Origin of the sequence: Rhizobium sp. BK376 (genome assembly GCF_004341625.1) — a bacterium.
In the GTDB taxonomy this organism is placed as follows: Bacteria; Pseudomonadota; Alphaproteobacteria; order Rhizobiales; family Rhizobiaceae; genus Rhizobium.
This window is the reverse complement of sequence record NZ_SLZG01000006.1, coordinates 130386-146755: the sequence shown is the minus strand read 5'-3', so window position 1 is coordinate 146755 and position 16370 is coordinate 130386. Positions and strand designations below refer to the sequence as shown.

Genomic DNA, 16370 nt, shown 5'->3' with positions numbered 1-16370 from the left:
GGATGCCGCTGCTACTCCTGATAGGGTTTCGGTTCCTTGCCGGTGAAGAACGACCAGAAGGCGTCATAGACCAGATCCGGTCGATGTTCGGCCGGGTAGTGGCCGGTCGGGATTGCCCACCCTCTAAGATCGGGGGCCCAGGGAGACCAGGCCTCGATCGGCTTCAGGTGGCGGCCAACATGGCTGTTGCTGCCCCAAAGGACCAGGACAGGGCACTGGATCTTCTTCTTGCCGAAATCCTCGGTATCAAGCGCGAGATCGAGGGTGACGGTTGCCCGATAATCCTCGCAGACGGCGTGGATCTGTTCCGGCGTCGTGCAGCGCGCATATTCCTTGAACGCCTCGGGCGTGAAGATCTGCAGGCCGACGCCCTTCTTGTTGAGCTTGTAGTTGATGTAATAGTCGAGATCGGCGCAGATGAGCTTCTCGGGGAAGGGCTCCTTCTGTGCCATGAAGAACCAGTGATAGCTCTCCAGCCCCCAGCCGAGCGTAACGTTCGTCAGCAGGTGGTAGGTCGGGATGATGTCGAGAGCGCAGAAGCGGGTCACTCTGTTTGGCTCATCGAGAGCCATTCGAAAGCCGACGCGGGCGCCGCGATCATGACCGGCGAGGGCAAATTTTTCGAAGCCCAGCTCGGTCATGACATCGAAGGCATCTTCGCCCATCGCGCGGAAGGAATAGGCGGCATGGTCAGGCCCGCCATCTGGCTTCGAGCTGTCGCCGTAACCCCTGATATCCATGGCAACGACGGTAAAGCTCTTTGCCAGCGACGGCGCGATGCAGTGCCAGCTGACATGCGTCAGAGGATTTCCGTGAATGAGCAGCAGCGGTGGACCGTTGCCGGCCATCGCGACATTGATCTCCGCGCCGCGGGTCTTGATGCGGCGATAGGAGAAGCCTTCCATGAGGCTTTTATGGTTGGTTTCGAGAGCCGGCATTTCCGACGGCATCGCGGTCTGAATCTGATCTACCATGCGTTCCTCCACGAGATGGCAGAGGTATCGTCGTCGTCCTCTTGAAAATTGTCAACAGTTTTCAGTTGACTTTTTATTCGTTCGCCTCAACATTCCAGAAGACGAGTTCGAAGCCGTCCTTCTGTAGGGATCATTTCATGGCGAGCACATCTTACGCCCCAACTACACTTCCTCGACTTGCGCTTCTCTTGGGTGACATGACCGGGATCGGTCCGGAGCTGGTCGCCCGCGTGGTGTCCGATCGCCGCCTGACGGATGTTGCGCGCATTGCGGTATTCGGTGATCTGCGCGTGCTGGAAATGGGCGCGCGCGACGCCGGCGTGCATCTGTCGGTGAAAAAGGTGGCGGATGCGGCCGAGATCGATTGGACCGCGCCGGAGACACCTGTCATCGATCTCGGCAATATTGATCCGCAAACGCTCCCGCGTGGGGAAGTTTCACCGGAATCCGGGAAGCTGACGGGCGATACGTTGGCGGCAGCCATACGGCAGTCGCTCGAGGGGAAATTCGAAGCGATTACTTTTGCGCCGCTGAATAAGGCGGCTCTGCATGCCGGGGGCTGGAAGTTCCCCGACGAGCACAAGATGTTTGCCCATCTCCTGGAGCACAAAGGCTATTTCTCGGAGATGAATGTGCTCGACGGGCAGTGGATGTCGCGCGTCACCTCGCATGTCTCGCTGCGCACGGCGCTCGACATGATCACACACGACAGCATCATCGAGGCGATCGAACTGGTAAACCGCACGATGCAGCTCGCAGGCATCGAAAATCCCCGCATTGCAGTTGCAGCCCTCAATCCCCATGCCGGGGAAAACGGGCTTTTCGGCCGGGAGGAGATCGACCTGATCGGTCCAGCCGTTCGCGCTGCTGCCGAAACCGGCATCGATTGCAAGGGTCCGTTTCCATCGGACACCGTCTACATCAAGGCATTTGCCGGCGAGTATGACAGCGTTGTTGCGATGTATCACGACCAGGGACAGATCGCGACGAAGCTCCGCGGCTTTAATCGCGGCGTGACGGTTACCGCCGGTCTCGACACCGTTTTCACGACGCCCGCGCATGGAACCGCCTTCGATATCGTCGGCAAGGGTGTCGCCTCTACCGGCGCCCTTGAGAGCGCGGTGCGTCTTGCAGCGCAGCTTGCGGGACGCAAGCGAAACGCAGCGGCAAACTAGCATTTCCATTCAACTGAAATCCTTGGACAAGCATCGATGTCACAATCCAACAGCTTTCGCATCGCAGTCATCCCCGGTGATGGGATCGGCAAGGAAGTCGTTCCCGAGGGCGTGCGCGTTCTGGAAAAGGTAGCGGCGCGCTTTGACATTGCGATGCAGTTCGACTGGTTCGATTTCGCCTCCCAAGACTACTATCTCAGCCACGGCAAAATGCTGCCCGACGACTGGAAGGAAAAGATCGGCTCGCATGACGCGATCTTTTTCGGCGCGGTCGGCTGGCCGGACACTGTTCCCGACCATATTTCGCTATGGGGCTCTCTTCTGCAGTTCCGGCGCGAGTTCGACCAGTACGTGAACCTCCGGCCAGTCCGGCTGATGCCGGGTGTGCCGAGCCCGCTTGCGGGTCGCGCGCCTGGCGACATCGATTTCTGGGTCGTGCGTGAAAACACCGAAGGCGAATATTCGTCCATCGGCGGCCGCATCTTCCCGGGAACGGAGCGGGAGGTCGTCGTTCAGGAAACCGTGATGACGCGTATCGGCGTCGATCGCGTGCTCAAGTTTGCGTTCGAGCTGGCGGCGACGCGAAACCGCAAGCATCTGACCTCGGCGACAAAGTCGAACGGCATCTCGATCAGCATGCCCTATTGGGACGAACGTGTCGTGGAGATGGCCAAATCCTATCCCGATGTCACCTGGGACAAATATCACATCGACATTCTGACGGCGCAGTTCGTGCTGCATCCGGATTGGTTCGACGTCGTCGTCGCGTCCAATCTGTTCGGCGATATCCTGTCCGATCTCGGCCCTGCCTGCACCGGGACAATCGGCATTGCGCCGAGCGCCAACATCAATCCGGAACGCAAGTTCCCGTCGCTCTTCGAGCCGGTGCATGGCTCGGCCCCTGATATCGCCGGCAAGGGCATCGCCAATCCGGTCGGCCAGATCTGGTCGGCTGCGATGATGCTCGACCATCTCGGTCATCCCGAGGCGGCGGCTGCCATCGTCGCGGCAATCGAGAAGGTTCTGGCAGACCCATCGCTGCGAACACGCGATCTCGGCGGTTCGGCGAATACGAAGGAATGTGGAGCGGCTATCGCAAGCGCGCTCTAATGACGACGGGGCACGCAATTTGAGCCGTTCCAATCCGGCAAAAGTTGCGTGTCCCTATGCGGAGGAGAGAGGTTGTAATGCCAACGACGCCGTTATTTCGGCGCGTGCGTATCCGGTATAGCCATACGCACCTTGCCGCTCAGCACGTGATTGAACGCTTCCTCCGTAGCGGCGGCCGGGTCCCGCGCCCGCAGGGCTGCAACAATCCGGCGGTGCTCGGCATTCGATACGGCAAGACCGCCATCGTGAAGCAGCGCTCGTTCGCGAAAGAGATGCAGCTCCCGGATCAGCTCGCCGTAAAGGCTGTGCAGGCGGCTGTTGCCGGCAAAACGCATCAGGGAGTCGTGGAATTCCAGGTTGAGCGGATAGTATTCGTCGAGCGACTGCGTGGCGGCCGCCTTGTCCATGCCTTGCAGCAACCCGTCCAGCACAGCCAGTTGCTCGGGCGTGATCTTGGTCGCCAGCAGGCGGACGGCGGAGGCAAAGATGCCCGCGCGGACGTCATAGAGAGCCGCCGCATTGCTTTCATCTATCGTCCGCATGAACACGCCGCGATTGGGAATAAGGTCGAGCAGGCCTTTTTCCGCAAGCGCGCGGCAGGCCTCGCGAACCGGACCCCGGCTCACGGAAAAGCGCGCGGCGAGCGCATATTCGTTCAGCCTTTCACCCGGCGCGAATTCACCCGAGAGGATCAGTTTTTCCAACTCGCGGCGGACCAGGCTGCTTAGCGAATGCTTCTTTAAAAATTCGAGCTCAGTGTTCATGAAAAGGCCAATCCATCATTTACTGGCAACTGTCAACAAACCCTCGCGGTTCCAGTCTGGGCCGGGTGAGCGCGAGACGCATTTTCCCACGGAGTCGGATTCTGTGCAAATCTCGGTTGAAATCGAGAACGAGACGGGGCGAACGGCGAGAGATAATGCGCCGCAGGGTGGAGCGCCCAGCCTTTGGACCCTTCTCATCGTCTTCACCAAGCTCGGGGTGACAAGCATCGGCAACGGCGTCAATGGCATGCTGCATGCGGAGCTTGTCGTTGCCAGACGCTGGTTGAGCGAAGACGAGTTCCTTTCCGGTCTTGCGGTCAGCCAGGCGATGCCTGGCGTCAATATCGCCAACCTGGCGCTTTGGCTGGGCTACCAGCAGCGCGGGATCGCCGGGGCGCTTGTCGCGCTGGCCGCCGTGGTCGTGCCGCCGGCCGTTATCATCGTACTTATCGGCGGGTCGCTTTTACGGCTGAGCGCCAATCCTGTCATCGGCGCGTTGCTTGCCGGTCTTGCGACGGCTGCTGCGGGTCTCTCGCTGTCGGTGGGGTATCGCGCCGCCCGCCATGCCTATCGCGACTGGTTTTCCGGCGTGCTTTTCATAGCAGCCCTGGCCGGCGGCGTCTTCCATTTCTCCGCAATCGCGCTTGTCGGCGTTCTGGCGCCTGTTGGCATCGGTATCGGTTTCCTGAGGGCCTGGCGTGAAGGACGATAATCTGCTGATCGCGCTCTGTCTGACATTTGCTCCGCTCTCGCTTCTGGCGATCGGCGGCGGCGCCTCGATCCTCGGCGAATTGCAGGCTGTTGTCGTCGACCAATCTCATTGGCTGACCAAGCAGGGGTTTCTGGACATCTTTGCCATCTCACGAGTTGCGCCCGGCCCGGGCACGTTGATCGTGACGCTGATCGGCTGGAAGATTGATGGCCTGGCGGGCGCCATTGTCGCGACAATTGCCATCTTCGCGCCCTCGTCTCTACTCATTCTGATCGTCGCGCATCTCTGGCATAGCAGGCCCAACGCGATCTGGCAGCGCGCCCTGATTTACGGTCTGTCGCCGCTTGCCGCCGCTCTCGTGCTCTCCAGTGCCTATTTCCTGCTGAGCAATGCAAGGGGTGGCTGGATCGCCTGGATTGTCGCGCTGGTCATTGCGGTTGCCGCGCAGAGGCTGCGGCTCGGAGCCCTGGCGCTGATGGGGGCGGGATCCCTGTTGTTTTGTGGTCTTGCTCTAGTTGCCGGGTGATCCATCGATGACCGCTTGCCCAATAGATTAAATCATTCTTACGTGACCGTTTAGTTAACTGTTGACAATTTTCTGAAAACAATCGACCATGAGTTATGTCAGGCCGCGCTGCCTGCAGAAAGGTTCGGGAGGAACGATGACCTTTGTGGAGCTAAATAAGCTTACCAAGCGCTATGGTGCCATGACGGCGGTCAACGGCGTCGATCTTGCCATAGAAAAGGGAACCCTCGTTTGCTTGCTCGGCCCTTCGGGGTGCGGCAAGACAACCACGCTTCGCCTCGTTGCCGGCTTCATCAAACCATCAGATGGACAGATCAGGGTCGGAGGCCGGGTCATGTCATCGGCGTCTGGCAGCGAGCCGCCGGAAGCGCGCAACATGTCGATGATCTTCCAGAGCTACGCGCTCTGGCCACACATGACCGTCGCCGAAAACGTCGCTTACGGCTTGAAGCTGCGTAAGCTCGGCAAGGCCGAGATCGAAACGCGCACCAATCGCATTCTGCAGGCAACCAAGCTTGCCAATCTTGCAGCCCGCTATCCGTCCGAATTGTCGGGCGGCCAGCAGCAGCGCGTGTCGCTGGCGCGTGCGCTGGTGGTCGAGCCCGAAACGCTCCTCCTCGACGAGCCGCTCTCCAATCTGGATGCGAACCTGCGCGAAGAGATGCGTTTCGAAATCCGTCGTCTGCACGACGAATTCCGCTACACGACCGTTTATGTGACGCATGACCAGACCGAGGCCATGACCGCTGCCAACCTCATCGTCGTGATGAAGCAGGGCAATATCGAGCAGGCTGGCTCGCCGGAAGACATCTATGAGCGGCCGCGGTCCGAATTCGTGGCCCAGTTCATCGGCGGATCGAACATCTTCAGGGGTAAGCGCGTCGGTGACAGGAGCGTCGACTGCGGTGGCCTGATCCTCGATTGCGGCAGCGGCGAGTTTGAGGGCAACGACGAGGTGGCGGTCTCGGTACGCCATCACGACATGCATCTGACAGCTGAGAAGCCCGCTGGCGATCCCAACAACTGGGCGACCGGCAAAGTCGCGCGCCAGGTCTATCTCGGCTCGCACCGCGATTACCTGATCAGTCTGCCAAGCGGCGAGACCGTGCGCGCGATTGCGCCCGTCAGCGTCGCGATCCCGGAAAACCAGCAAGTCTGGCTTCACTGCCCGCCTGATCGTTGTCGGGCGCTCGTACATTAAGGGAGGAGAATGACATGACGAGAATGAGGATTGCAGCTGTTGCAGTTATCGCGTCACTGGGATGGGGGCATGCCGTCTGGGCGGCAGCGCCCGAACCATACCAGGCGACGCCGGATCTGGTGAGTGCGGCCACGAAGGAGGGGCTGGTCGTCTACTACACCTCAACCGACGTTCAGGTCGCCGAAAAGCTTGGCGAGGCATTCGAGAAGAAATATCCGGGCATGAAGGTGCAGGTCGAGCGCGCCGGTTCCGAGCGCGTCTATCAGCGTATCGGGCAGGAATATTCGAGCGGCATTCACAATGCCGACGTCATCGAGACGTCTGACGCATCGAACTTCTTGGTCTTCAAGGATCAGGATTGGCTGATGCCGGCCGTTCCGGAAGATGTTGCCAAGCTCTGGCCGGAAAAGGATCGCGATCCCGACGGGATGTACGCTGCCTTCCGCGCGACGCTTACGGTCATGGCCTATCGTACGGACCTGGTAAAGGCAGAGGATGCGCCCAAGACCTGGAAGGACCTGTTGGATCCCAAATACAAGGGCAAGCTCGTCAAGTCGCATCCCGGCTATAGCGGCAACGTCATGACGGCGACCTACGCGCTCAGCCAGCTGCTCGGCTGGGACTATTTCCAGAAACTTGGCCAGCAGAGCGTGATGCAGGTCCAGTCCTCGACCGAGCCGCCGAAGGTGCTGGCCCAGGGCGAGCGTCCGATCGAAGCTGACGGCAACGAGTACAATGTCTTCATTCTTCAGGACAAGGGCGTGCCGATCAAGGCAATCTATCCGCCGGAAGGCACATCCATCGCCTACGGCAATGCGGCCATTCTCAAATACGCTCCGCACCCGAATGCTGCGAAACTCTTCTATTCGTTCATGTTCTCGCAGCAGGCACAGCAGCTTAACGACGATATCGGCGGATTACGCTCCGTGCGTCCCGACGTGAAGGAAAAGTCGACCCGCACGCCGCTGTCGCAGATCAAGATCATCGAGTCCGACCCCTCGGCTGTTCGCGATGCCGTCGAGGACATCAAGCAGAAATACGAGCAGTATTTCGGAACGTGACCTCTAGGGGAGGCGTCTGCTTCAGGCGGCGCCTTCCCCAAGGTCCATCGAGATCAGGCCCGGGAAGAAACGCATCCTGCGACACTGCGCCCGACTTCCCGGTGCCTGGTACTCACTAGCAGCCACTGACCCTGTGTCGGAACCGATCGGCCCTGCCGATGATGTTCCGCGAAAATTCGGATCGGCAAGCAATGTCTCGGATGAACGCGCAAACCACCAAAGGTGAAACGGTGACAAACCTCGCACTCTCTGCTGCGACCTCTAAAAAGCAGCGCCTCGTCAGGTTCGATCTGTCGACGCCGCTCTTTATCTTTCTGGCGCTTGTCCTGTGCGTGCTTGTCATCTTGCCGCTTTTCTGGCTCGGCTATTACGCTTTTACCACCAAGAGCGGATCGCCGACTCTCGCAAATTTCATCCGGCTCTTTTCCGATCCAACGATCCGCAAAGCCTTTTCGATTTCGGTGGCGATGGCCGCCTGCGTCGGCTTCTTTTCCTGCCTGGTCGCAACGCCGCTCGCTTGGCTGGTCGCGCGCACCGATATGCCCGGGCAAAAGCTCATTCGCAGCCTCGTCACCGCTTCCTTCGTGACGCCGCCTTTCCTGGGGGCGATTGCCTGGGCGATGCTGGCTGCGCCCAACAGCGGCATTCTCAACAATATCTATCGCTGGGCCTTCGGCCTCGATCAGTCGGAAGCGCTGTTCAACATCTACACCTTCACCGGTCTTGTGTTCACGATCACCTGCTATTCCTTTCCCTTCGTGTTCACACTTGTCGCGAATGCCTTCGACAAGGTGCCGTCGGATCTGGAGGAAGCGTCCGCAATCCTTGGCGGAAAGCCGGGAACGACGCTCTGGCGCGTGACGCTGCCGATGGTGCTGCCGTCCATGCTCGCCGGCTCGTTGATCGCAATCGTCCAGGCCTTCACCATGTTCGGCTCTCCGGCTATCCTGGCGCTGCCGGCTGGCTTCCATGTTCTGACGACGAAGATCTGGAGCTATTTCCAATTCCCCCCGAGGCTTGATCTCGCCGCGGCCAGCGCCGTGCCGCTGTTGATCGTGACAATGTTCCTGCTCTGGCTGCAGAAGTGGCTGCTCGGCCGCCGTGGCTACACTGTCGTCGGCGGCAAGAGCGGCGTGCCGCGGCGAGTCGAGCTGGGCGGGTGGAAGTGGCTGGCCGGACTGTTCGTGCTGGTGATCCTCTGCGTGACCATCATTTTTCCCTACCTCGCTCTGCTGAAGGTCGCGCTGACGCATAATATTTCCGAGCCGCTCTCCTGGAGCTCGCTGACCTTCCACAATTTCGAATTCGTGCTGTTCGAGCTTTCAAGTACACGGCTTGCGATCTGGAACACCTTTATCGTCGGGATTTTGACGGCGACGATCGGCACTGGTATCGCGCTTGTCGTGGCATATCTGGTGGCACGCCGGGCGGTGAGATATTCCTCGTGGCTCGGAGTGCTTGCCATGGCCCCGATCGCCGTGCCGGGGATCGTGCTCGGTGTCGGATTGTTCCTTGCCTATGCCAATACGACTTTCCATCTCTACGGAACCTTGTGGATTTTGCTGATCGCCTTCCTGACGCTGGAACTGCCGGCAGGCTATCAGCAGCTTTCCGCATCGTTCCACGGCGTGCATCCTGAATTGGAAGAGGCAAGCCGCATCCTCGGCGCGACACGCTTGCGCAGCCTGTGGCAGATCACGGCGCCGCTCCTGCGAACCAGCATCATCGCGGCCTGGTGCTTCGTCTTCATCGGCACCATTCGCGAACTGTCGGCGACGATCCTTCTGACCACGGCTCCGACCAAGCTCGTCTCGGTCATCATCTACGACCTGAACGAAAGTGGTGACTACGGCGCGATCTCGGTTCTCGGCATCCTGCTTCTGATCGTTTCCTTCGGCGTTGTCTTCATCGCCAACAAGATCCCGGTCCTTGGCGGCTCCGGACCGAAGAACAGCGGTGTTTGAGGCAGCAAGGCGTTGGACGGAGGAATATAACCTTTGATTGCGGAATGGCCCAAGGCGTTGCCGGCTTGCCGGATATAGGGAAGTTGGGTTAAGCCGCGCGATAAACTTCACGACGGATCTACGGCTCATGACGAACGGCACCGAAAAGACACCCGGGCTTTCGCCTATCGACTTCCTCAGGACGCGTTCCCTGGCGAACGCAGTCCAGACGGAGATCGAGCGGATGATCGTGGAAGGCGAGTTCACCCCGAACGAGCGGATCAATGAGAACGCCCTTGCGCAACGCCTGAAGGTCAGCCGCGGCCCCATCCGCGAGGCCTGCAGCGCGTTGGCCGCGCTAGGCCTCATTCAGGTCATCCCGAACCGGGGCTTCTTCGTCAGGGAACTCAGCGACGAGGAGGCCCGCGAAGTCTCCGAAGCGCGGGCCTATCTCTTTGCCTGCATCGTCATGGGCGTGGCAAAGAATGCCGGCGAGAGTGGTATTGCAACGCTTGCCGGCCTCGTCGACCGCATGGATCAGATCGCAGAGATGGGGGAGGTCAGCGAGTATTATCCAGTCAATCTCGCCTTCCATTCGGAGCTGACGACGCTTTGCGGCAACCGGCGCCTGGCACAAATGTATCTCGGGCTTGCGCGCGAGCTCCATATTCAGCGCTACAGGGCGCTCGCCAGCGGCGATGTCTTGAACACGTCCAATGCCGAGCATCGAGAGATCCTCGACGCCGTCAAAGCGCATGACGAACAGCGCGCCTTTGCGGCGGGCTATGCGCATATCGCCAACGGCACGGTTCGCACGCGCCGGGCAGCCTGGGCACGTCATCCCGCCTAAGCGCAGTCATCGGCGACTGGTCGGAACACTCCAACCTTCCTTGGCATCCTGAGCCTTCGAAAACCTATGCTCTTGCCCTGGCCGGCGCCGTAAAGGCAGCGATTGCCGTCTCGTCATGCCCTGCTTCCACGAGGAGCCGCCGAGCAAGTTCCATCGCCGGCCCGCTCAGGGCGCCGTCAGGCCGGACAAGGTGAAATGCCACGTGGTAGTCCAGGGTCCGGTCAGAAACCGGGACAAGGCGGCCGGACGCAAGCGCTGCATCCGAAAGCGGAGGCCGCGCCAAGGCAATGCCGACGCCCTGGATACAGGCATCGATAACGAGATTGTAGTCTTCGAAGCGGCGATCCTGGCCGCGAGGCAGATACTCGACATCCTCGGCCGCAAGCCAGCGGCGCCAGCCCTCGATATTTGAATCGTGCAGGATCGGCATCGTTAGCAGCGATCGTGCATCGCAGCCCTGCCCGAGCCGCTTCGCTATCGAGGGAGCCGCAACCGGAAACGATTTCTCGTGCCACAGGGCCACTGCGCGCACGCCGGCCCAGGGTCCCTTTCCGCAACGGATCGCAAGGTCCGTTCCCTCGCTGAACTCCGCCAGCCGGTGTTCGAGCAGGAGATCGAGATGAATGTCATCGCCTTCGAGATCAGGCAGTCGGGAGAAGAGCCAGAGGGAAGCCACGGACGGTATCAGCGAAAGACGAACCGTCGTCTTGTGCCGACGGGGGATCCAGCGCTCATCCGTGTCGCCGAGCAGGGCAAGCGCCTCTTGCGTACGGGCGAAAAAGCGGATGCCCTCCGGGGTAAGGCTGACGCCACGGGCCTGTCGCGCAAAGAGCCGCAAACCCAGCCAGCGCTCCAGCCGAGATATCTGCCGGGAGACCGCGCCATGGGTGATGCCGCCTTCCTCCGCCGCCGCCGAAAAGGAACCGAGGCGTGCGGCACGGGCGAAGGTCTCGAGCGTATCGAGTGGCGGCAGGCTTTGCGAGCTGTGAACCATAGGCACATCAGATCACTGATTGCGGTGCTTTTCAAGCCGTAGCCGAACGCCTATTCAGCTTTCCAAACGGGTGGGAGGAGAGCATGACCGCAATAACCGGTGATACCGGGGCAAAAAGCAGATTTGACGTCGTGGCCTTTTTGGCAATCGTCGTGACGATCGTCTTCTGGGCCTCGTCATTCGTCGTCATCCGTGTCTGCCTCGGGCCTTTGACGCCGGTTGAACTTGCGACCGCGCGTTATGTGACGGCCGGTCTCATTGCCTTTGGCTATCTGGCGTTCCGATGGATTGCGCCAAGCAGGCAGGATTTTCTGCGCATTTCGGTCGCCGCGGTTCTGTTCATCGCAGCTTACGCCGTTCTCCTCAATACCGGCGAGCAAACCGTGCCGGCCGGGCCTGCGAGCTTCATTATCAATACGATGCCTGTTTTCACCGCGTTGATCGCGACTTTTGTCCTTGGAGAGCGCTTCGGCCACTGGGGATGGTTCGGCACAGCCGTGTCCTTCGGCGGCGTTGCCCTGATTGCAGTTGGTGCGGATGGCGGGTTCGGGCTTGATCCCAATGCCGTCCTGATCCTCGGCGCTGCCCTTTGTTCCGCGGTCGCAAGCGTGCTTCAGAAGCCGGTTCTTGGCCGCATGCCGGCGCTGACCGTCACCGCCTGGGTTCTGCTGATCGGTTCGGTTCCGCTTTTCCCCGCGGTTCCCACGACCGTCAAGGCGCTCATTGCAGCGCCGGCGATCGTGAACTGGAGCGTCGCCTATCTGGTAATCTTTCCGACAGCGATCGGCTATGTGACCTGGGCGATCGCCTTGAAGCGGCTGTCCGCTGCGCGTGCCACCAACTTCCTCTACGGCGTGCCGCCAACAGCAACGCTGGTCGGTTTCCTGTGGCTGGGCGAAACCCCTTCGCTGATTGGCGCGATCGGCGGCGCCATGGCGATTCTCGGAGTCGTCGTCGTCAATGTGATGCGCCGCAGGTAACCGTAGCGAGTTCAGGCTCTCACAAAACAAGAAACCGCCCTTGTCGGGCGGCTTCGTATCATTGGGCTTCGCATCTCAGTGGAACAGGTTCTGAACGAACATGGACACGCCAGGGATGAGGGTCACGATCATCAGTGTCGTCCAGAGTGCCACCATGAATGGCCAGATCGAACGGACGACCTTGCTGACCGGCACTTCGCCGATTGCGCAGCCGAGGTAGAAGGCAGCGCCGACAGGTGGGGTGTTGAGGCCGATGGTGGAGTTCAAGAGTACGATGATGCCGAACTGGACCGGGTCCATGCCGTAATGCGTGACGATCGGCAGGAAGATCGGCGTGCAGACCAGGATGTGGGCCGCCATGTCCAGGAAGATGCCGAAGATGAAGAGCGCGATATTGACCAGGATGAAGATCACCCAGGGCTGGCTGGAAATATCGCTCAGCGCATCGCCCACCATGTCGGCGACACCGTAGATGCTCATCAGGTAGCCAAACATCGTCGAAATGCCGATCAGCAGCAGGACAACACCCGTCGTCTTCGTGGCCTTTGCGACCGCCTTCAGGAAGTTGTCGAGCGACAGGCTGCGATAGACAAAGATAGTCAGCAGCAGTGCGTAGAGAACCGCGACTGCACCGGCTTCGGCGGCCGTGAAGACGCCGGAGAGAATGCCGCCGACGATGATCACAATGATGAAAAGGCCCGGCACTGCCGAGGCAAGGCTACGGAAGACCTCTTCCCAGCCCGGAAACTCGCCGCGGGCATAGCCGCGCGAACGAGCGACGAAATAGGCCGTCAGCACGTTGGCGATGGTGAGGATGAGCGCAGGTACGGCGCCGGCCATGATCAGCGCGTTCATCGATACGACGCCGCCGGCGGCCAGCGAATAGATGATCATGTTGTGGCTGGTCGGCATCAGCGCGCCGACGAGCGACGAATAGGTGGTGACGTTGACGGCATAGTCGGAATCGATGCCTTCGCGCTTCATCAGCGGGATCAGCGCCGAGCCCATGGCCGAGACGTCGGCGACCGGCGAGCCGGAGACGCCGCCGAACATGGTGCAGGCGACGACGTTGGTCATGCCGAGACCACCCCGCACATGGCCGACCATCGCCTTCGAGCAGCGGATGAGGCGGTCTGCAATGCCGCCATACATCATCAACTCGCCGGTGAAGATGAAGAACGGAATGGTCAGGAACGAGAAGGTGCTCATGCCGGACGCCATGCGCTGGAAAACGACGGCGAGCGGCAGGCCTTCGTAAAGCACGGTCGCAATGGACGACAGCCCGATCGCGAAAATGACCGGCATGCCGAGCAGCAGCCCGACGATGAAGGTGGCGCAAAGAAGGATCAGTGCCATGACGGGATAACCTTGATATGCAGGACGGCAGCAACGATCCGCTCGACTGCGAAGAGGGCGATCAGCAGGCCGCCGACGACCAGCGGCACGTAGCTCCATGCTTGCGAGATCGGCAGGCCGGGATTGATATAGGCGGCCATTTCCATGGCAAGCTCACCGCCGCTCCAGGCCATGGCGAGGCCGAAGGCGATCATCCCGAGATAGACGATGATCTCGGCGCAGAGATGAAAGAAGGGCGGCGCCAGCTTCAGCAGCGAATCCATGCCGATGTGGCGACCATCGCGCACGCCGACGGCGGCGGCAAAGCAGGTCACGTAGAGCATCAGCACCAGCGCGAAGATTTCGGTCCAGGCCGGCGAGTCATTGAGAATGTAACGTCCGAAGATCTGGTAGAGCACCGCAGCGACGATCAGCAGCGTGCCTGCCACCGCGACCATGAGGCAGATCTTGGAAAGCCACGCGTGAATGGCGAAATAGACACCGAGGGCGCCTGTTGTATTGACGGTCGTACGGATCTCGCCGGATTCAATGCTGGCCCCATCGGGCGTGACATGCGCATGCGCGACCATAGCTTTCTCCTCGAATAGACTGAGAGAAGAGGAAAAGCCGGGGCCGCTTGTGTGCGACCCCGGCGGGCAGGATTACTTCGTGGCCTTGATCTGCTTGATCATGTCCTGCAGCTTGGGGTCGGTGACGAACTGATCGTAGATCGGCTTCATCGCCTGCTCGAAGGGTGCCTTGTCGAGCGTGATCACTTCGACGCCGGCTGCCGTGACCTTCGCCTTCGAGGTCGCTTCCATCGCGTCCCACTGCTGGCGCATGTAGGTGACGGACTGCTTGGCGAGCTTGCGGATCAGCTGCTGCTCGTCCGGCGACATGCTGTCATAGAGATGCTTCGACATCAGCAGCACGTCAGGAGACATGGAGTGTTCGCTGAGCTCGTAATACTTGGCGATCTCGAAGTGGTGGAAGTTGTAGAAGCTGGACCAGTTGTTTTCTGCGCCGTCGATCAGGCCGGTCTTGAGGCCGGTGAAGACTTCGCCCGTTGCCATCGGCGTAGCGTTGGCGCCGAGTGCCTTCATCATGGCGACCCAGACATCCGACTGCTGGACGCGGATCTTCATACCCTTCAGGTCTTCGAGCTTGCGAACCGGCTTGGTCGTGTAGAAGGAACGCGAACCAGAATCGTAGAAGGCGAGGCCGACGAGGCCGTGCGCATCGCAATCGCTGAGGATCTGGTCGCCGATCGGGCCGTCGAGAACGGTGCGCATCTGTGCCTGGTCATGGAACATGAAAGGCAGGACCGGGACCATCATGGCCGGGCAGATGGTGTTCAGCGTGCCGGCATTGACGCGGATGAAATCGAGCGCGCCGAGCTTGACCTGTTCGATCGTGTCCTTCTCGGAGCCGAGCTCGGAGTTCGGGAACACCTTGATCGTGTACTTGCCATCGGTTGCCTTGCCGAGCTCATCGCTCAGATACTGCACGGCCTTGACGGTCGGATAATCCGGCGGCTGAACGTCGGCCGAACGCAGCGGACGTGCTTCTGCGGCGGTAAATGCGCCGAGGGCCAGAAGGCCGGCAAACGCAGTGCTCAGGAGTGTATTGCGAAACATGGATGGTTCCCCTTTCCCTATGAAAAGACATGACCCGACCCCTCCGCGCCCAGCGAGGCAGGCGGCCGGTTGGAATGCTGCAATGATGATCGAAAGGATAGGATCGGCGCGGCTAGTTGCGATCAGCCGCCCGAACCCTTGAAATCGGGTTCGGCGGAACTCCCGCTACGCGGTCTATTGTCATGATGTCTTCCTCCCTTGGGCACCGGAACCCCCTCGTTCCGGTAAGATGTTGTTATTCCTGGTAAGCCGTCAGCCCGAAAAGCGCTTCCGGATTGTCGACCAGCGCCAGCTTCCTTGCATGCTCTTCCGGCAGCCAGCCGAGTACGGTGTCGGTCAGGTCGGCATCGTCAGGATAGTCGGCCTGTTGCTTGGCAAGATTGTGCGGCCAGTTCGTGCCCCAGACGATCCGCTCGGGCGCATAGGCGGCAAGTTCGCGCGCAACGGCCGCGATATCCTCGTAGTCCGGCCCGCCTGACTTGGACGACTCGTAGCAGCCGGCGAACTTGAACCAGCAGCGGCCCCTGTCGATCAGCCGCTTCAGCGCATCGATCTGCGGGCTGTCGGGTGTCACGCCTGAAAAGAACTTGCCGTGATGATCGAAGACCCAGCGCGACTGCATGTTCGAAAGCCGCGCTTCGTGGTCGAGAATGTTGCTGCCGTCGAATTGCACGGCGACCATCCAGTTGCGGGCGCTGGCCCGAGCATCGACGGCTTCCAGCGCGCTGAGGCCGACGGCGCCGCCCGGCAGATCCATGATCCGCGCGCCGACGACGCCGGCTGCGGCCAATGCATCGAGTTCGGCGTCCGGCACTGTCTCATCGATGACGGCGACGCCCTTGGCGACCGATCCCATCTCGGCGAGGCAGGCAATGAGGTTGCCGTTGTCACGCTGGTGCGCGTTGCCCTGCGTGACGATCACGCGATCGATGCCGAGCCAGGTCATGAACTGACGGTATTGCTCAGGGGTGGGCAGCGATCCGACTGGCAGGCCGGGACCGCCCGGCTGGGCGGGATAACCGGGCAGATATATGTGTATCTGCGTATCTACAGCACCCCTGGGTAGAGGAAGACGAGGCAGTCGGCCGGTAAGGGGACGAACGAGCAT

General features: G+C 60.6%; 16 protein-coding genes. 9 read left to right on the top strand and 7 right to left on the bottom strand.

Annotation, left to right across the window (positions count from 1 at the left end; translation table 11 throughout):
• Positions 1–11 precede the first annotated feature (11 nt).
• Entirely contained in the window at positions 12–974 is a 963-nt protein-coding gene (locus EV561_RS17060; protein WP_245512698.1) for an alpha/beta hydrolase, read from the bottom strand.
• Positions 975–1111: 137 nt separating this feature from the next.
• Here EV561_RS17060 and EV561_RS17055 point away from each other — a divergent pair, with 137 nt between their 5' ends.
• Both EV561_RS17055 and EV561_RS17050 read left to right on the top strand, forming a co-directional pair.
• Positions 1112–2149 carry a 4-hydroxythreonine-4-phosphate dehydrogenase PdxA gene (locus tag EV561_RS17055; RefSeq protein WP_132523491.1) on the top strand — a complete coding sequence of 346 codons (1038 nt, stop codon included), beginning with the start codon at positions 1112–1114 and terminating at the stop codon, positions 2147–2149.
• 36 nt (positions 2150–2185) lie between these two features.
• Positions 2186–3259: a tartrate dehydrogenase gene (locus tag EV561_RS17050; protein WP_132523490.1), complete on the top strand. Its 1074-nt coding sequence runs from the start codon at positions 2186–2188 to the stop codon at positions 3257–3259.
• A gap of 92 nt (positions 3260–3351) precedes the next feature.
• Here the strand turns inward: EV561_RS17050 and EV561_RS17045 are convergent, their stop codons facing one another.
• Positions 3352–4023, bottom strand: coding sequence for an FCD domain-containing protein (locus EV561_RS17045; protein ID WP_132523489.1), 672 nt, complete (start codon positions 4021–4023; stop codon positions 3352–3354).
• Positions 4024–4126: 103 nt separating this feature from the next.
• On the opposite strand from EV561_RS17045, the gene EV561_RS17040 reads away from it, so the two are divergent.
• The 6 genes from EV561_RS17040 to EV561_RS17015 all read left to right on the top strand — a co-directional run bounded on the left by EV561_RS17040 (position 4127) and on the right by EV561_RS17015 (position 10316).
• Positions 4127–4735, top strand: coding sequence for a chromate transporter (locus EV561_RS17040; RefSeq protein WP_165927829.1), 609 nt, complete (start codon positions 4127–4129; stop codon positions 4733–4735).
• Positions 4722–5261 carry a chromate transporter gene (locus EV561_RS17035; protein WP_132523487.1) on the top strand — a complete coding sequence of 180 codons (540 nt, stop codon included), beginning with the start codon at positions 4722–4724 and terminating at the stop codon, positions 5259–5261. The genes EV561_RS17040 and EV561_RS17035 overlap by 14 nt, the downstream gene beginning before the upstream one ends.
• Before the next feature lie 136 nt (positions 5262–5397).
• Positions 5398–6462, top strand: coding sequence for an ABC transporter ATP-binding protein (locus tag EV561_RS17030; RefSeq protein ID WP_132523486.1), 1065 nt, complete (start codon positions 5398–5400; stop codon positions 6460–6462).
• Between the two features lie 14 nt (positions 6463–6476).
• Positions 6477–7523, top strand: a complete 1047-nt coding sequence (locus EV561_RS17025) for an extracellular solute-binding protein (protein WP_132523485.1) — start codon at positions 6477–6479, stop codon at positions 7521–7523.
• A 230-nt stretch (positions 7524–7753) separates the two neighbouring features.
• Entirely contained in the window at positions 7754–9487 is a 1734-nt protein-coding gene (locus EV561_RS17020) for an iron ABC transporter permease (RefSeq protein WP_245512697.1), read from the top strand.
• A 127-nt stretch (positions 9488–9614) separates the two neighbouring features.
• Positions 9615–10316: an FCD domain-containing protein gene (locus tag EV561_RS17015; RefSeq protein ID WP_132523483.1), complete on the top strand. Its 702-nt coding sequence runs from the start codon at positions 9615–9617 to the stop codon at positions 10314–10316.
• Between the two features lie 64 nt (positions 10317–10380).
• On the opposite strand, the gene EV561_RS17010 is transcribed toward EV561_RS17015, so the two are convergent.
• Positions 10381–11310 (bottom strand): LysR family transcriptional regulator, encoded by a 930-nt coding sequence (locus EV561_RS17010; RefSeq protein WP_132523482.1) that lies wholly within the window; start codon positions 11308–11310, stop codon positions 10381–10383.
• An 83-nt stretch (positions 11311–11393) separates the two neighbouring features.
• On the opposite strand from EV561_RS17010, the gene EV561_RS17005 reads away from it, so the two are divergent.
• Positions 11394–12290: a DMT family transporter gene (locus EV561_RS17005; RefSeq protein ID WP_132523481.1), complete on the top strand. Its 897-nt coding sequence runs from the start codon at positions 11394–11396 to the stop codon at positions 12288–12290.
• A 75-nt stretch (positions 12291–12365) separates the two neighbouring features.
• Here EV561_RS17005 and EV561_RS17000 read toward each other — a convergent pair whose 3' ends face one another.
• From EV561_RS17000 to EV561_RS16985, 4 genes are all read right to left on the bottom strand, one after another.
• The gene (locus EV561_RS17000; RefSeq protein ID WP_132523480.1) at positions 12366–13646 is read right to left on the bottom strand and encodes a TRAP transporter large permease; all 1281 of its coding nucleotides are present in this window, start codon (positions 13644–13646) and stop codon (positions 12366–12368) included.
• Entirely contained in the window at positions 13637–14215 is a 579-nt protein-coding gene (locus EV561_RS16995) for a TRAP transporter small permease (protein WP_132523479.1), read from the bottom strand. Before EV561_RS16995 ends, EV561_RS17000 begins: the two co-directional genes overlap by 10 nt.
• A 72-nt stretch (positions 14216–14287) precedes the next feature.
• Positions 14288–15262 (bottom strand): TRAP transporter substrate-binding protein, encoded by a 975-nt coding sequence (locus tag EV561_RS16990; protein WP_132523478.1) that lies wholly within the window; start codon positions 15260–15262, stop codon positions 14288–14290.
• Between the two features lie 235 nt (positions 15263–15497).
• On the bottom strand, positions 15498–16370 hold the full coding sequence (locus tag EV561_RS16985) for an amidohydrolase family protein (protein WP_132523477.1): 873 nt from the start codon (positions 16368–16370) through the stop codon (positions 15498–15500).

What these genes read in the sequence shown, in the direction of transcription:
- EV561_RS17000 (WP_132523480.1), bottom strand. Translation starts at nt 13,646, where the DNA reads ATGGCACTGATCCTTCTTTGCGCCACCTTCATCGTCGGGCTGCTGCTC.
- EV561_RS16985 (WP_132523477.1), bottom strand. Translation starts at nt 16,370, where the DNA reads ATGCTCGTTCGTCCCCTTACCGGCCGACTGCCTCGTCTTCCTCTACCC.
- EV561_RS17025 (WP_132523485.1), top strand. Translation starts at nt 6,477, where the DNA reads ATGACGAGAATGAGGATTGCAGCTGTTGCAGTTATCGCGTCACTGGGA.
- EV561_RS16995 (WP_132523479.1), bottom strand. Translation starts at nt 14,215, where the DNA reads ATGGTCGCGCATGCGCATGTCACGCCCGATGGGGCCAGCATTGAATCC.
- EV561_RS17045 (WP_132523489.1), bottom strand. Translation starts at nt 4,023, where the DNA reads ATGAACACTGAGCTCGAATTTTTAAAGAAGCATTCGCTAAGCAGCCTG.
- EV561_RS17030 (WP_132523486.1), top strand. Translation starts at nt 5,398, where the DNA reads ATGACCTTTGTGGAGCTAAATAAGCTTACCAAGCGCTATGGTGCCATG.
- EV561_RS17060 (WP_245512698.1), bottom strand. Translation starts at nt 974, where the DNA reads ATGGTAGATCAGATTCAGACCGCGATGCCGTCGGAAATGCCGGCTCTC.
- EV561_RS17055 (WP_132523491.1), top strand. Translation starts at nt 1,112, where the DNA reads ATGGCGAGCACATCTTACGCCCCAACTACACTTCCTCGACTTGCGCTT.
- EV561_RS17015 (WP_132523483.1), top strand. Translation starts at nt 9,615, where the DNA reads ATGACGAACGGCACCGAAAAGACACCCGGGCTTTCGCCTATCGACTTC.
- EV561_RS17050 (WP_132523490.1), top strand. Translation starts at nt 2,186, where the DNA reads ATGTCACAATCCAACAGCTTTCGCATCGCAGTCATCCCCGGTGATGGG.
- EV561_RS17005 (WP_132523481.1), top strand. Translation starts at nt 11,394, where the DNA reads ATGACCGCAATAACCGGTGATACCGGGGCAAAAAGCAGATTTGACGTC.
- EV561_RS17010 (WP_132523482.1), bottom strand. Translation starts at nt 11,310, where the DNA reads ATGGTTCACAGCTCGCAAAGCCTGCCGCCACTCGATACGCTCGAGACC.
- EV561_RS16990 (WP_132523478.1), bottom strand. Translation starts at nt 15,262, where the DNA reads ATGTTTCGCAATACACTCCTGAGCACTGCGTTTGCCGGCCTTCTGGCC.